Raw genomic sequence first — 15,019 nt, 5'->3', positions numbered from 1 at the left:
AAGAAAGTAGGGTGTTAACATGGATAACTTATTTACACCAAGTGCAAAGAATGTTTTGGCTATTTCGCAAGAACAAGCTAAGCGTTTTAAACACCAAGCAGTAGGAACAGAACACTTATTGTTGGCCCTAGCGATAGAAAAGAACGGCATTGCCTACAAAGTATTTCAGCAGTTTTCGGTCACGGAAACAGATATTGTGGAAGAAATTGAACGTTTTACAGGCTATGGGACTTTAAAAAATATTGGCGCTAACGATTATTTGCCATACTCACCAAAGGCCAAGGAAGTTTTGGCAACTGCTGGTGATGAGGCTAAGCGATTAGGTGCTGCTAAAATTGGCACAGAGCATTTACTGTTGGCTCTATTGAGTGATGAAAACATTTTGTCATCTCGGATTTTAATCAGTTTGGACATGGATCTTGCTCAAACACGCAAGGTTATTTTACGCAAATTGGGGGTCAGTGCTTCGGCACAGATTCGCCAAAATCAAGCGCAAACTCGGCGAGGGGCCAAACCTCAAGGTACACCAACGTTAGATTCAGTGGCGCGTAATATGAGTCAGATGGCCCAAGATGGTCAGATTGATCCAGTGATTGGCCGTGAAAAAGAAGTTAAACGAGTGATTCAAATTTTGAGTCGCCGTACAAAAAATAACCCAGTTTTAATTGGTGAACCAGGCGTTGGTAAGACAGCGATTGCTGAGGGCCTTGCCCAACGCATGATTGATGGCAATGTGCCTGCAGATCTTGCTAACAAGCGATTGATGATGCTTGATATGGGATCACTTGTAGCTGGCACAAAATATCGTGGTGAATTTGAAGATCGCCTTAAAAAAGTGATTGATGAAATCCATGAAGATGGTCATATTGTATTGTTTATTGATGAACTGCATACGTTGATCGGTGCCGGTGGTGCTGAAGGGGCGATTGATGCTTCTAATATTTTGAAGCCAGCCTTAGCTCGTGGTGAATTACAAACAATCGGTGCGACCACTCTAAATGAGTATCAAAAATATATTGAAACAGATGCAGCTTTAGAACGACGGTTTGCCAAGGTTGAAGTTGATGAACCTACGACCGAAGAATCTGTTCAGATTTTACGGGGACTACGACCAAAATATGAAGAACATCACCATGTCGCAATTACCGATGATGCCATCAAACAAGCTGTGTCATTATCAGATCGATACATTAGTGATCGCTTTTTACCAGATAAAGCCATTGATTTAATGGATGAAGCGGCCGCTAAAGTTAGAATTGATCAAATGGGTGAAACCAAGAAATCAACTTCTGAAACTAAATTACAAAAATTGACGGATGAAAAAGAAGCTGCAATTGAAGCACAAGATTTTGAGGAAGCTCAAAAGATCAGAGTTAAAGAAGAAAAACTACGCAATAAAATTGAAAAAGCTCAGGCTAATTCTCAAGACGAAGATAAAAAGCCTAAGTATCAATTACAAGAAACTGCAGAAGACGTTGCACAAGTTGTTTCTGAATGGACCGGGGTGCCACTCACTCAGTTACAGAAAACAGAAAGCGATCGTTTAGTTAACTTGGAATCAATCTTGCACAAACGGGTGATTGGCCAAGAAGAAGCTGTTTCGGCAGTTTCACGGGCAATCAGACGTGCTCGGAATGGTTTAAAAGATCCTGGGCGCCCAATTGGCTCATTTATGTTCTTAGGACCAACCGGAGTCGGAAAAACTGAGCTGGCAAAAGCTTTGGCAGAAGCAATGTTTGGATCGGAAGACAATATGATTCGCATTGATATGTCAGAGTATATGGAACGCTACAGTACAAGCCGTTTAATTGGATCGGCACCTGGCTATGTTGGGTACGATGAAGGTGGCCAATTAACCGAGCGAGTTCGTCAAAAGCCATACTCTGTCGTTTTATTTGATGAGGTAGAAAAAGCCCATCCTGATGTGTTCAATATTCTTTTACAAGTTTTAGATGATGGTTATTTGACTGATTCTAAAGGACGTAAAGTTGATTTTCGCAACACAATTCTGATTATGACTTCTAACTTGGGTGCAACAGCACTGAGAGACGAGAAATCAGTTGGCTTTGGTGCTAAAGATGCCAGTCAAAACTACACGGCTATGGCCTCTAAGATTCGTGAAGTCCTTAAGCAGAGTTTCCGTCCGGAATTTTTGAACCGAATTGACGAAAATATTATCTTCCATTCCTTAACTCGTCCTCAACTTCACCAAATTGTGAAATTAATGTCGCAACAAATTCTTAAACGAGTTGCCGATCAAGGAATGACGGTCAAAATTACGCCGGCTGCTATTGATGCCGTTGCGGAAGCAGGCTTTGATCCGGAGTATGGCGCACGGCCAATTCGCCGGGCTTTCCAGACCAAAGTCGAAGACCAATTAAGTGAGTTAATGCTTTCCGGTCAGGCCAAGATTGGTGACAACATCACGGTTGGAGCTCGTCATGGTAAAATTCAAGTCGTTGTGAAAAATCCAAAAGCAGATACGAAACAACCGACCGTTTAATTAAATAAATACTTGCAGTCAAATATTTGACATGTTTAAACAAAATGAGTATGATTAACTTTGTTTGTAACTGTGAATGAAATGAAGTGCTGCGATCTATTGTCCGTAGTACTTCTCATAAAAAGGCAAAAATAGCTTTCCGAAAAAAAGAGCTATTTTTGGTTTTTTTTTGCCAAAAAACAGGGCAATTTGGTAATTGTAATCAAATTGTAATATTTTCTGGCCGTTTGCGGAATATTTTAGAGAGGTGAATAACTTGGCAGGACATTTGGTAAAATACGGTAAACACCGAACTCGTAGAAGTTACGCACGGATTAAAGAAGTGCTGGAACTTCCTAACTTGATTGAGATTCAAAGTAATTCATACCAATGGTTCCTTGATGAAGGGTTAAAGGACATGTTCGATGACATTATGCCTATCGACGACTTTGCTGGAAATCTTTCTTTGGAATACGTTGATTATCAGTTACTAGAACCAAAATATACGGTGGATGAAGCACGTGAACACGAGGCAAATTATTCAGCGCCTTTACATGTGACTTTACGTTTAACTAACCACGAAACTGGTGAAATTAAATCTCAAGATGTTTTCTTTGGTGACTTCCCATTAATGACAGAACAAGGTACTTTCATTATTAATGGTGCAGAACGGGTTATTGTTTCCCAGTTAGTTCGTTCTCCTGGTGTTTATTACACTAAGTCTGCTGATAAAAATGGTCGTGATGTATGGGGAACCACGGTTATTCCTAATCGTGGGGCCTGGTTAGAATACGAAACAGATGCCAAGAACATTGCATATGTGCGTATTGACCGAACTCGTAAAATTCCAATGACTGAATTAGTCCGAGCACTTGGCTTTGGCTCAGATGAAGAAATTGTGGAAATGTTAGGTGAAACTGACGCTCTTGATAATACTTTAGATAAAGATGTGCATAAAAATTCTGAGGATTCTCGTGTTGAAGAGGCTTTAAAGGATGTTTATGAACGTTTGCGTCCTGGTGAACCAAAGACAGCTGACAGTTCACGTAGTTTGTTGACGGCTCGTTTCTTTGATCCAAAACGTTATGATATGGCTCCTGTTGGTCGTTACAAGGTTAACAAGAAGTTAAGTTTGAAGACGCGTTTGGTAGGCCAAACTTTGGCTGAAACTTTAGCAGATCCAGATACTGGTGAAGTTATTGTTCAAAAAGGAACAGTTGTTACTAAAGATGTGATGAAGGACCTAGCTCCATATTTAGATAAAAAAGATTTCAAGGCTGTCACATATACACCTTCTACAGAAGCAGTTGTGACAGAACCTATGACTGTTCAATCAATTAAGATTGTTAGTCCTAATGACCCTGAACGTGAGTTGACAATGATCGGCAACGACAACATTGATCTTAAACTCAAACATATTACTCCTGCAGATATTGTTTCGACGATCAACTACTTCTTCTTATTGCAAGAGGGTGTTGGTTCTACAGATGATATTGATCACTTGGGTAATCGTCGTATTCGTTCCGTGGGTGAACTTTTACAAAATCAATTTAGAATTGGTCTTTCACGAATGGAACGAGTTGTTCGTGAACGGATGTCAATTCAAGATGCAACTACAGTTACACCACAACAATTAATTAATATTCGTCCTGTTGTTGCTTCTATTAAAGAATTCTTTGGTTCATCTCAATTGTCACAATTCATGGATCAAACTAATCCTTTGGGTGAACTTACGCATAAGCGTCGTCTTTCAGCCCTTGGACCTGGTGGTTTAACTCGTGATCGTGCCGGATATGAAGTTCGTGATGTGCATTACACGCATTATGGTCGGATGTGTCCAATTGAAACGCCTGAAGGTCCTAATATTGGATTGATTAACAGTTTGGCTAGTTATGCCAAAATTAACAAATATGGTTTTATTGAAACTCCATATCGTCGTGTTTCATGGACGAGTCATGCGGTTACCAATAAGATTGATTATTTGACTGCTGATGAAGAAGATCAATTCATTATTGCGCAAGCTAACTCACCATTAAATGATGATGGTTCGTTTGTGGACAACGTGGTTATGGCGCGTCATGAAAGTGATAACATCGAAATTGGCATCGATAAAGTCGATTACATGGATGTTTCACCAAAACAAGTAGTTGCAGTTGCAACGGCCTGCATTCCTTTCTTGGAAAATGATGATTCTAACCGTGCTTTGATGGGTGCTAATATGCAGCGTCAGGCTGTTCCTTTGTTAGATCCTCATGCTCCATTAGTTGGAACTGGGATTGAATACAAAGCTGCTCATGATTCTGGAGTTGCCTTGATCTGTAAGCATGATGGAACGGTCGAATATGTTGATGCAAATCAAATTCGTATTCGTCGTGACGATGGTGCTTTAGATACGTATAAATTAATGAAGTTCCGCCGTTCAAATGGTGGTAAAAACTACAACCAACGCCCAATCGTTAAAGTTAACGATCATGTGGACAATGATGAAGTCTTAGCTGATGGTCCTTCTATGGAAGGCGGAGAATTAGCACTTGGTCAAAATCCATTAGTTGCTTTCATGACATGGCAAGGTTATAACTTCGAAGATGCCATCGCGATTAATGAACGTTTGGTTCGCGATGATGTTTATACTTCAATTCATATCGAAGAATATGAGTCAGAAGCGCGTGACACTAAACTTGGACCTGAAGAAATGACTCGTGAAATTCCTAACGTCGGTGAAGATGCTCTTAAAGATCTTGACGAAGATGGAATTGTTCGGATCGGTGCTGAAGTTGAAGATGGCGACATTTTGGTTGGTAAGGTTACACCTAAGGGAGTGACTGAATTATCTGCTGAGGAACGTTTGCTACATGCTATCTTTGGTGAAAAGGCTCGTGAAGTTCGAGATACTTCGTTGCGGGTTCCTCATGGTGGCGGCGGTATTATCCAGGATGTTAAGATCTTTACTCGTGAAAATGGGGATGAGCTTTCACCTGGTGTTAACATGATGGTTCGAGTTTATATTGCTCAAAAACGTAAGCTACAAGTTGGAGACAAAATGGCTGGACGTCATGGTAACAAAGGGACTGTTTCAGTGGTTATTCCTGAAGAAGATATGCCATACATGCCAGATGGTACCCCAATTGACATTATGTTGAGTCCCATGGGTGTTCCTTCTCGTATGAATATTGGCCAAGTATTGGAATTGCATTTAGGGATGGCTGCTCGTAATTTGGGTATTCATGTTGCAACACCTGTTTTTGATGGCGCAAACGATAAAGATATCGCAGATGCTGTTAAAGAAGCTGGAATGCAAACTGATGCTAAAACGGTCTTATATGATGGTCGTACTGGTGAACCATTCGAGCAACGGATTGCCGTTGGGGTAATGCACTACATGAAATTAGCCCACATGGTTGATGATAAGATTCATGCACGTTCAATCGGACCATACTCATTAGTTACGCAACAACCATTAGGTGGTAAAGCACAATTTGGTGGTCAGCGTTTTGGTGAAATGGAAGTTTGGGCCCTTGAAGCTTATGGTGCTGCCTACACACTTCAAGAAATCTTGACATACAAATCAGATGATGTGGTTGGTCGTGTGAAGACTTATGAAGCAATTGTAAAAGGCGATCCAATTCCACGTCCAGGAGTTCCTGAATCATTCCGAGTTCTTGTAAAAGAATTACAGGCACTTGGTTTGGATATGAAGGTCTTGGATAATGACAAGAACGAAATTGAGTTGCGTGATATGGACGACGAAGATGATGATGTTGTCAATGTAGATGCACTCAGTAAGTATGCTGAAGAACAGAAAGACAAATCAAAAGAGGAAGCTAAAAAAGCTTCAGCCTCCGCTGATAAAGCTTCTGCAAGTGAAACTAAAGCTGAAACAGAGAAAAATCAAAAGTAGTTTTTGAGACGTTAAACCAGTCAATAAATCAAGAAGGAGGTCGATCCTTTGATCGATGTCAATAAGTTTGAAAGCATGCAAATTGGGCTCGCATCACCTGACAAGATCAGAAGTTGGTCATATGGTGAAGTTAAAAAGCCAGAAACGATTAATTATCGGACTTTAAAGCCTGAAAAAGATGGCTTGTTCGATGAGCGAATTTTCGGACCAACAAAAGATTACGAATGTGCCTGTGGAAAGTACAAGCGGATTCGTTATAAGGGAATTGTCTGTGACCGTTGTGGTGTTGAAGTTACTAAGTCAAAAGTTCGTCGTGAACGAATGGGCCATATTGAATTAGCCGCTCCTGTTACACACATTTGGTACTTTAAAGGTATCCCAAGTCGAATGGGACTTGTTTTAGACATGAGTCCTCGGGCTCTTGAAGAAATTATTTACTTTGCTTCATACGTCGTAATTGACGCCGGTAAAACACCTTTGGAAAAGAAACAATTATTAACTGAACGTGAATACCGTGAAAAGCTTGGCGAATATGGGAATACATTTAATGCCAAAATTGGTGGAGAAGCTATCAAAGAACTTCTCCAAGATGTTGATCTTGAAAAAGAAGCTGAAGTTTTAAAAGTTGAATTAAAAGATGCTTCCGGTCAAAAACGGACACGTGCAGTGCGTCGTTTAGACATTATTGAGGCCTTTATTAAATCTGGTAATGAACCAGACTGGATGGTAATGGATGCCATTCCCGTTATTCCACCGGATTTACGACCAATGGTTCAATTAGATGGGGGACGTTTTGCCACATCTGATTTGAATGATTTATATCGTCGAGTAATTAACCGTAACAACCGTTTGAAACGCTTGTTAGATTTAAATGCACCTGGAATTATCGTTCAAAACGAAAAACGGATGTTACAAGAAGCCGTTGATGCTTTGATTGATAACGGTCGTCGTGGCCGTCCAGTTGCTGGTCCAGGAAATCGTCCATTGAAGTCTCTTTCACACATGTTGAAGGGTAAGCAAGGACGTTTCCGTCAAAACTTACTTGGTAAACGGGTTGATTATTCTGGTCGTTCTGTTATTGATGTTGGACCTTCACTTAAGATGAACCAAATGGGCTTGCCAGTTCCAATGGCTTTGGAATTATTCAAACCATTTATCATGAAAGAATTGGTTTCTCGTGGCTTAGCTTCTAACATTAAGAATGCCAAGCGTAAGATTGATCGTAAAGATGACGATGTTTATGATGTCTTAGAAGACGTTATCAAAGAACATCCAGTTCTTTTAAACCGTGCACCTACTTTGCATAGACTTGGTATTCAAGCATTCGAACCTACTTTAGTTAGTGGAAAAGCAATGCGTTTGCATCCATTAGTTTGTGAAGCTTACAATGCCGATTTTGATGGAGATCAGATGGCTATTCATTTGCCTTTATCAGACGAAGCACAAGCCGAAGCTCGTTTGCTTATGTTAGCTGCTCATCATATTTTGGCACCTGCAAATGGAAAACCAGTTGTAACGCCATCTCAGGATATGGTTATTGGTAACTACTGGTTAACTATGGAACGTGAAAATAGCAACGGCGAAGGCATGATCTTTAAAGATCTCAATGAAATTCGTTTAGCTATGCAAAATGGTTATGTTTCTGAGCATTCACGAATTGGTTTGCAAGTAAGTTCAATGCCAAAGAAACCATTCACTGATGAACAACGTCAGCAAATTTTGGTTACCACAGTTGGTAAAGCCATTTTTAATGACATTTTACCAGGTGGCTTAATTTACTTGAACGAACCTACTAATGAAAACTTGGTAGATGGCACACCAGATAAGTATTTCTTAAAGGCTGGTGAAGACATCAAGGCTTTCATTAAGGATCAACCATTGATTCCACCATTCAAGAAGGGATTTTTAAGTGACATTATTGCGCAAGTTTACAAGCAATATAAGGTTACAGAAACTTCTCTACTTTTGGATCGGATGAAGGACCTTGGCTATGATATTTCAACAAAATCTGGCTTAACAGTTGGGATTGCTGATATTACCGACTTGAAGGAAAAACCAGAAATCGTTAATGCTGCTCATAAACAAGTAGCTACGGTTACAAAACAATTCCGTCGTGGTTTAATTACTGATGACGAACGATACGAACGAGTTGTTGGAATTTGGAACGATGCTAAAGATGCTATTCAACAAAAATTGATGGAGAGTTTTGATCCTCAAAATCCAATTTACATGATGAGTGATTCTGGTGCTCGTGGTAACATTTCTAACTTTACTCAGTTAGCTGGTATGCGTGGATTGATGGCTGCCCCTAATGGTAAAATTATGGAATTACCAATTCTTTCAAATTTCCGTGAAGGACTTTCTGTTTTGGAAATGTTTATTTCAACTCATGGTGCTCGTAAAGGTATGACTGATACGGCCCTTAAGACGGCCAACTCAGGGTACTTGACTCGTCGTTTGGTTGATGTTGCTCAAGACGTTATTGTGCGTGAAAAAGATTGTGGAACCGACCGTGGTTTAACAATTTCATCAATTGTTGATGGTAATGAAGTGATTGAGTCCTTGTATGACCGGATCTTAGGCCGTTACACACAAAAATCAGTTTATAATCCTGAAACAGGTGAAAAGATCGTTGGCAAGAACGTCATGATTGACGAAGATATTGCTCAAAAAGTTATTGATGCTGGTGTTGAGACTGTTACTATTCGTTCAGCATTCACATGTAACACGCGTCATGGTGTTTGTGAACGTTGTTATGGACGTAACATGTCAACCGGTGACCGTGTTGAAGTTGGTGAGGCAGTCGGAACTGTTGCTGCTCAGTCAATTGGTGAACCCGGAACACAGCTTACTATGCGTAACTTCCATACTGGTGGTGTGGCTGGTAACGAAGATATTACCCAAGGACTTCCTCGTATTCAAGAAATTGTGGAAGCACGTAATCCTAAAGGTCGTGCGGAAATTACTGAAGTTACAGGTACTGTTGAATCAGTTGAAGAAAATCCCGCAGAACGTACTAAAGAAATTACGATCAAGGGTGAAACTGATACCAGAACTTATACTTTGCCAATCACAGCTCGGATGAAGATTGCAGAAGGCGACTTTATTCATCGTGGTTCTGCAATGAATGAAGGCTCAATCGATCCTAAGGAAATGTTGAAAGTTCGTGATGTACTTTCAACTGAAACTTATTTATTGGGTGAAATTCAGCGTGTTTACCGTATGCAAGGTGTAGAAATCTTGGATAAGCATGTGGAAATCATGGTTAGACAGATGCTTCGTAAGATTCGTGTTATGGATCCTGGCGATACAGATGTTCTTCCTGGTACCCTGTTAGATATCAATGATTTCAAAGATGCTAACTACAAGACATTAATTGCCGGTGGCATTCCAGCGACTGCCCGTCCTGTTTTACTTGGAATTACTAAAGCTGCTTTGGAAACAAATAGTTTCTTGTCAGCTGCGTCATTCCAGGAAACAACCCGAGTATTAACTGATGCTGCAATTCGTGGTAAGAATGATCCACTTGTTGGTTTGAAGGAAAATGTTATTATCGGTAAGATCATTCCTGCTGGAACAGGGATGCCTGATTACCGTAAGATTATTCCAAAGACCGTTGGTGGAAAAGTGGCAGAACCTAAGTCACTCAGCGATGTTGAAAAAGAAATGGATACTGAAACATCTAAATAGATGTAGTTAGTTCCATTAAACAAAAGGCAGTGCTTGATTTTTAAATCAGGCGCTGCTTTTTTGAATACATAGGATTAAAACGGGAGCAAAAAATAGCCGAAAGCTAAATACGGGATAAAAGGGATCTGTCGCGGAACGATTTTTTGAAAAATGAGTGTGAAACTTAAACAAGTTAAAGACGCAAAAAAAATAATTGCTGGAAGTGATTGGATACCATGCAGAATAGCAAAAACGAAAATGAGTTCAATATCGGCTTCACCAAAACCTTTAACTATATTGGAAAATTGAAAATGAGAAAATATACTTATTAAAAGAAAAAAAGCTAAAAGTAAGTTGATCGTACTTGGATGTTTTAAAAGCCCCAGTATTCCGAGAACCCCAATTAGACAGACGTTTACACAAGTGTGAGTTAAATCGTCTAAACTGAGATAGATTAAAATAGTGGCGGTCAGTAAATTCATGGTAAGAGGTAAAGGGTGGTAGGTGACAAAAGAAATTTGTAAATAAAGTAAACCCAAAGTCAGTTCAACCAAACAAGAGTTAGGCGGAAATGGTTGCTTGCAGTAACGACATTTACCGTTAAGGACACAATAACTAAGGATTGGAATGAGATCATAAGTCCGTAGCAGGTGATGGCAAGTGAAACAATGAGATCGTGGGCTAATAATTGATTGACCAAGATCAATGCGATCTATACAAAGTGTTAGAAAAGAACCAATAATTGTACCGATTATAAAAAAATAACTGTGAATAAGCATATTAAGACCTCCATTAATTATAAGTACGGGTTTTAAGAACTTTTTAACGAATAATCAGGTGAATATTTTTACGCTGTAATTTTCAATTAGCTTTTAAAAAAAGGCGGTGCATCAGGAGTTATTTAAAAATAATTGACGAAACATCATTGACAAGTTATGCGGATGATGATAATCTAAAAAAGGTGCTTTTGTGGACAGGTTCTGTATTAGACAGACATGCTGACTGGAAACAGTGGTACAAAGCGATGTTCAGGCGCGTTTTTTTATAACAAAAAAAGGACCACCTGGATGTGTGTGCTTAAACTAAAAAGATTTTAAATTTGGAAGGGGAAACAAATCAATGCCTACAATTAACCAATTGGTTCGTAAGGGCCGTCATTCACACGGTTCTAAATCGAAGGCTCCTGCTTTGAATTATGGCTACAATAGCATGAAGAAAAAAGCAGTTGCTAACCCAGCTCCACAAAAACGTGGGGTTGCAACTCGTGTCGGAACTATGACACCTAAGAAACCTAACTCTGCTTTACGTAAATATGCTCGTGTACGTCTTTCTAACTTGATTGAAGTTACAGCATACATCCCAGGAATTGGCCATAACCTTCAGGAACATAGTGTTGTGCTTATCCGTGGGGGCCGTGTTAAGGATTTACCTGGTGTACGTTATCACGTTATCCGTGGTGCACTTGATACAGCCGGTGTTACAGATCGTAAACAAAGCCGTTCTAAATACGGTACAAAGAAACCTAAGAAGTAAGGAGGTAGTTTAAATGCCAAGAAAAGGCCCAGCATCAAAACGTGAAGTATTACCTGATCCAATTTATAACTCAAAGTTAGTAACTCGTTTAATTAACCATTTAATGTTAGATGGTAAACGTGGTACAGCTTCAAAAATTCTCTATAATGCATTTGATCTTATCAAATCCGAAACTGGTAACGAACCAACAGAGGTATTTGATGAAGCAATGAAGAACATTATGCCAGTTCTTGAAGTTAAAGCTCGTCGTGTTGGTGGTTCTAACTACCAAGTACCTATTGAAGTTCGTCCAGATCGTCGATCAACATTAGGTCTTCGTTGGCTCGTGAATTATTCACGCCTTCGTGGTGAACACACAATGACAGAACGTCTTGCTCGTGAAATCATGGACGCTGCAAATAATACAGGTGCTTCAGTTAAAAAGCGTGAAGATACACATAGAATGGCTGAAGCCAACCGAGCATTCGCTCATTATCGTTGGTAATTTTCCACTTGTTGCTTAAGCCAATTTGATTTGGAGAGCAACAACGAATGGCTATTATATGGAGCCCATATAGTAGTCATTTTTTCTAAATTTGATTATTTAACCATTCATTCGAAGGGAGAAACATTTTTTACTATGGCTAATAAACGAGAATTTCCACTTGAAAAGACTCGTAATATCGGAATCATGGCCCATATCGATGCCGGTAAAACGACTACTACAGAGCGGATTTTATACTACACAGGTAAAATTCATAAAATTGGTGAAACTCATGATGGAGCTTCACAAATGGACTGGATGGCACAGGAACAGGAACGTGGAATTACAATCACGTCTGCTGCAACTACTGCTGCTTGGAAAGATCACCGAATTAACATCATTGATACACCAGGACATGTTGATTTCACTATTGAAGTTGAACGTTCATTGCGTGTTTTAGATGGTGCAGTTGCGGTCCTTGATGCACAAGCAGGTGTAGAACCTCAAACTGAAACAGTTTGGCGTCAAGCATCTGATTACAGTGTTCCTCGGATTGTTTTTGCAAATAAGATGGATAAAGTTGGTGCTGACTTTGATTTCTCTGTTCAATCACTTAGAGATCGTTTACAAGCAAATGCTTTACCAATCCAAATGCCAATTGGTGCCGAAGATGATTTTGAAGGGGTCATTGACCTTGTTGAAATGAAAGCTGATCTTTACGATGAAGATAAGCTAGGTACTGAATGGGATACAGTTGATGTTCCTGATGATTACAAAGAAGAAGCTGAGAAGCGTCGGACTGCAATGATCGAACAATTAGCTGATATTGACGATGACATCATGGAAAAATACCTTGGTGGAGAAGAAATCAGTAAGGATGAAATCAAGGCTGCTATCCGTAAGGGTACTTTGAACCTTGAACTCTTCCCTGTATTAGCTGGTTCAGCTTTCAAAAACAAAGGTGTTCAAATGATGTTGGATGCCGTTGTTGACTACTTACCATCACCATTGGATGTTAAACCATACAATGCTGTTGATCCCGAGACAGACGAAGCCGTTGAATTAATTGCCGGAGACGACAAACCATTCTCTGCTTTAGCATTTAAAGTGGCTACAGATCCTTTCGTTGGTCGTTTGACTTATATCCGAGTTTATACAGGAACATTGGAATCAGGTTCTTATGTTTTGAACTCTACTAAAGACAAACGTGAACGTGTTGGTCGTTTGCTACAAATGCATTCTAATCACCGTCAAGAAATCCCAGAAGTTTTCTCAGGTGATATTGCAGCTGCTATTGGTTTGAAGAATACCACAACTGGTGATTCTTTAACTGATCCTGATCATCCATTACATTTGGAATCAATGACTTTCCCAGATCCAGTTATCCAGGTTGCCGTTGAACCAAAATCTAAAGCTGATCAAGATAAGATGGATATTGCTTTACAAAAACTTGCTGAAGAAGATCCTTCATTCAAGGCTGAAACAGATCCTGAAACCGGTGAAACATTAATTGCCGGAATGGGTGAGTTACATTTGGATATCATTATTGATCGTATGAAACGTGAGTTTAACGTTGAGGCATCTGTTGGTGCACCTCAAGTTGCTTATCGTGAAGCCTTCACAAAACCTGCTTCTGCACAAGGTAAGTTTGTGCGTCAGTCTGGTGGTAAAGGTCAATATGGTGATGTTTGGATTGAATTTACACCTAACGAAGAAGGAAAAGGATTTGAATTCGAAGACGGCATCGTTGGTGGTGTTGTTCCTCGTGAATTCATTCCAGCTGTAGAACAAGGTTTACGAGAAGCTTTGAATAACGGTGTGCTTGCCGGTTATCCATTAGTTGACTTGAAGGCTAAGTTATACGATGGTAGTTATCATGAAGTCGATTCTAGTGAAGCTGCATTTAAGGTAGCTGCATCAATTTCACTTCATAATGCTGCTAAAAAGGCTGCTCCAGTAATTTTGGAACCCGTTATGAAAGTTGAAGTTCGTGTTCCTGAAGAGTACATGGGCGATATCATGGGCCAAATTACTGCTCGTCGTGGACGTGTTGAAGGTATGGAAGCTATCTCTGGTGCTGAAGAGATTCATTCATTCGTACCTCTTTCAGAAATGTTTGGTTATGCCACAACATTGCGTTCAGCTTCACAGGGCCGTGGAACGTTTACAATGACATTTGATCATTACGAAGCAGTTCCTAAGTCAATTCAAGAAGAAATTATCAAGAAAAATGGCGGTTCTTCAAGTAAGAACTAATTAATTTTAATTGATAGAAAAAAACCTCCAAACAGTGAAAGCTGCTTGGAGATTTTTTGTGTTAAATGATTTCGGCACCTAAACAAGTTTTGAAGTGATTCAAAGCCCATTTATGCCCAGCTGGATCAAAACTTGCGACTGCAGACGCGGGAATTCTAAGCTGATAATTCAGGTTATACGCAGAAACTGCGGTGTGTAAAATGCAAATGTCTGTACACACACCAACTAAAGTTAACTTCTTTATATGACGACTACGTAAAAAGTTATCGAGATTTGAATTTACAAACGCGCTATAACGATTTTTATTATAGTAATAAACTTGAGAGCTATTTTGATTTTTCTGATACCATTGTTGAACTTGATCGTAAAGTTCATGTCCCCAAGTTTCTGCAAGGTTATGGGGCGGAAAAAGCTTTGTCTCAGGATGGTAGGGATCGTTTAAATCGTGTAAATCTGTCGGAAAAATAATAAAATTTCCTTTTTGTTTAAATTCATTTGCTAATTTAATGATTTGAGATTGAATTTCTTGTCCTGGTTTAGCGGTTGTTAGCGAACCTTGGTCAGCCACAAAATCATTTGTATAGTCTATAATAAGTAAAGCTTCCGCTGATTTCATTAAATAATCCTCCGATTTATTCTTAAGTATAATTGTTTTGATGATAGTAATCATCTTCTTTGATTGTTACAAATTGATTACATTTTAAGAAAGTAAGGATTA

Annotated in this window: 8 protein-coding genes; 6 read left to right on the top strand and 2 right to left on the bottom strand. The window is 39.5% G+C overall.

Annotated elements, in window-relative coordinates:
- The first annotated feature begins 19 nt into the window (after nt 1-19).
- The 3 genes from ACLHK8_RS03890 (at nt 20) to rpoC (ending at nt 10,070) form a co-directional block, all read left to right on the top strand.
- On the top strand, nt 20-2,503 hold the full coding sequence (locus tag ACLHK8_RS03890; protein ID WP_323707292.1) for an ATP-dependent Clp protease ATP-binding subunit: 2,484 nt from the start codon (nt 20-22) through the stop codon (nt 2,501-2,503).
- A 256-nt stretch (nt 2,504-2,759) separates the two neighbouring features.
- Nucleotides 2,760-6,380 (top strand): DNA-directed RNA polymerase subunit beta, encoded by a 3,621-nt coding sequence (locus ACLHK8_RS03885; protein WP_063698138.1) that lies wholly within the window; start codon nt 2,760-2,762, stop codon nt 6,378-6,380.
- Nucleotides 6,381-6,428: 48 nt separating this feature from the next.
- The gene (gene rpoC / locus ACLHK8_RS03880) at nt 6,429-10,070 is read left to right on the top strand and encodes a DNA-directed RNA polymerase subunit beta' (RefSeq protein ID WP_057771848.1); all 3,642 of its coding nucleotides are present in this window, start codon (nt 6,429-6,431) and stop codon (nt 10,068-10,070) included.
- A 74-nt stretch (nt 10,071-10,144) separates the two neighbouring features.
- On the opposite strand, the gene ACLHK8_RS03875 is transcribed toward rpoC, so the two are convergent.
- Entirely contained in the window at nt 10,145-10,828 is a 684-nt protein-coding gene (locus ACLHK8_RS03875; protein ID WP_057771851.1) for a prepilin peptidase, read from the bottom strand.
- A 340-nt stretch (nt 10,829-11,168) separates the two neighbouring features.
- On the opposite strand from ACLHK8_RS03875, the gene rpsL reads away from it, so the two are divergent.
- From rpsL to fusA, 3 genes are all read left to right on the top strand, one after another.
- Nucleotides 11,169-11,582 carry a 30S ribosomal protein S12 gene (gene rpsL, locus ACLHK8_RS03870; RefSeq protein ID WP_046871289.1) on the top strand — a complete coding sequence of 138 codons (414 nt, stop codon included), beginning with the start codon at nt 11,169-11,171 and terminating at the stop codon, nt 11,580-11,582.
- 13 nt (nt 11,583-11,595) lie between these two features.
- Nucleotides 11,596-12,066 carry a 30S ribosomal protein S7 gene (rpsG, locus tag ACLHK8_RS03865; protein ID WP_057771852.1) on the top strand — a complete coding sequence of 157 codons (471 nt, stop codon included), beginning with the start codon at nt 11,596-11,598 and terminating at the stop codon, nt 12,064-12,066.
- A 135-nt stretch (nt 12,067-12,201) separates the two neighbouring features.
- The gene (fusA, locus tag ACLHK8_RS03860) at nt 12,202-14,301 is read left to right on the top strand and encodes an elongation factor G (RefSeq protein WP_434520418.1); all 2,100 of its coding nucleotides are present in this window, start codon (nt 12,202-12,204) and stop codon (nt 14,299-14,301) included.
- A gap of 61 nt (nt 14,302-14,362) precedes the next feature.
- On the opposite strand, the gene ACLHK8_RS03855 is transcribed toward fusA, so the two are convergent.
- Nucleotides 14,363-14,917: a cysteine hydrolase family protein gene (locus tag ACLHK8_RS03855; protein WP_063698136.1), complete on the bottom strand. Its 555-nt coding sequence runs from the start codon at nt 14,915-14,917 to the stop codon at nt 14,363-14,365.
- Nucleotides 14,918-15,019 lie beyond the last annotated feature (102 nt).

This window comes from Pediococcus sp. M21F004 (genome assembly GCF_051122535.1).
GTDB lineage: Bacteria > Bacillota > Bacilli > Lactobacillales > Lactobacillaceae > Pediococcus > Pediococcus inopinatus.
This window is presented reverse-complemented; position numbering and strand designations above follow the sequence as displayed.

Excerpts from the sequence above, each read along its gene's own strand:
- ACLHK8_RS03875 (WP_057771851.1), bottom strand. The coding sequence starts at position 10,828 with ATGCTTATTCACAGTTATTTTTTTATAATCGGTACAATTATTGGTTCT.
- ACLHK8_RS03890 (WP_323707292.1), top strand. The coding sequence starts at position 20 with ATGGATAACTTATTTACACCAAGTGCAAAGAATGTTTTGGCTATTTCG.
- rpsL (WP_046871289.1), top strand. The coding sequence starts at position 11,169 with ATGCCTACAATTAACCAATTGGTTCGTAAGGGCCGTCATTCACACGGT.
- ACLHK8_RS03855 (WP_063698136.1), bottom strand. The coding sequence starts at position 14,917 with ATGAAATCAGCGGAAGCTTTACTTATTATAGACTATACAAATGATTTT.
- rpsG (WP_057771852.1), top strand. The coding sequence starts at position 11,596 with ATGCCAAGAAAAGGCCCAGCATCAAAACGTGAAGTATTACCTGATCCA.
- fusA (WP_434520418.1), top strand. The coding sequence starts at position 12,202 with ATGGCTAATAAACGAGAATTTCCACTTGAAAAGACTCGTAATATCGGA.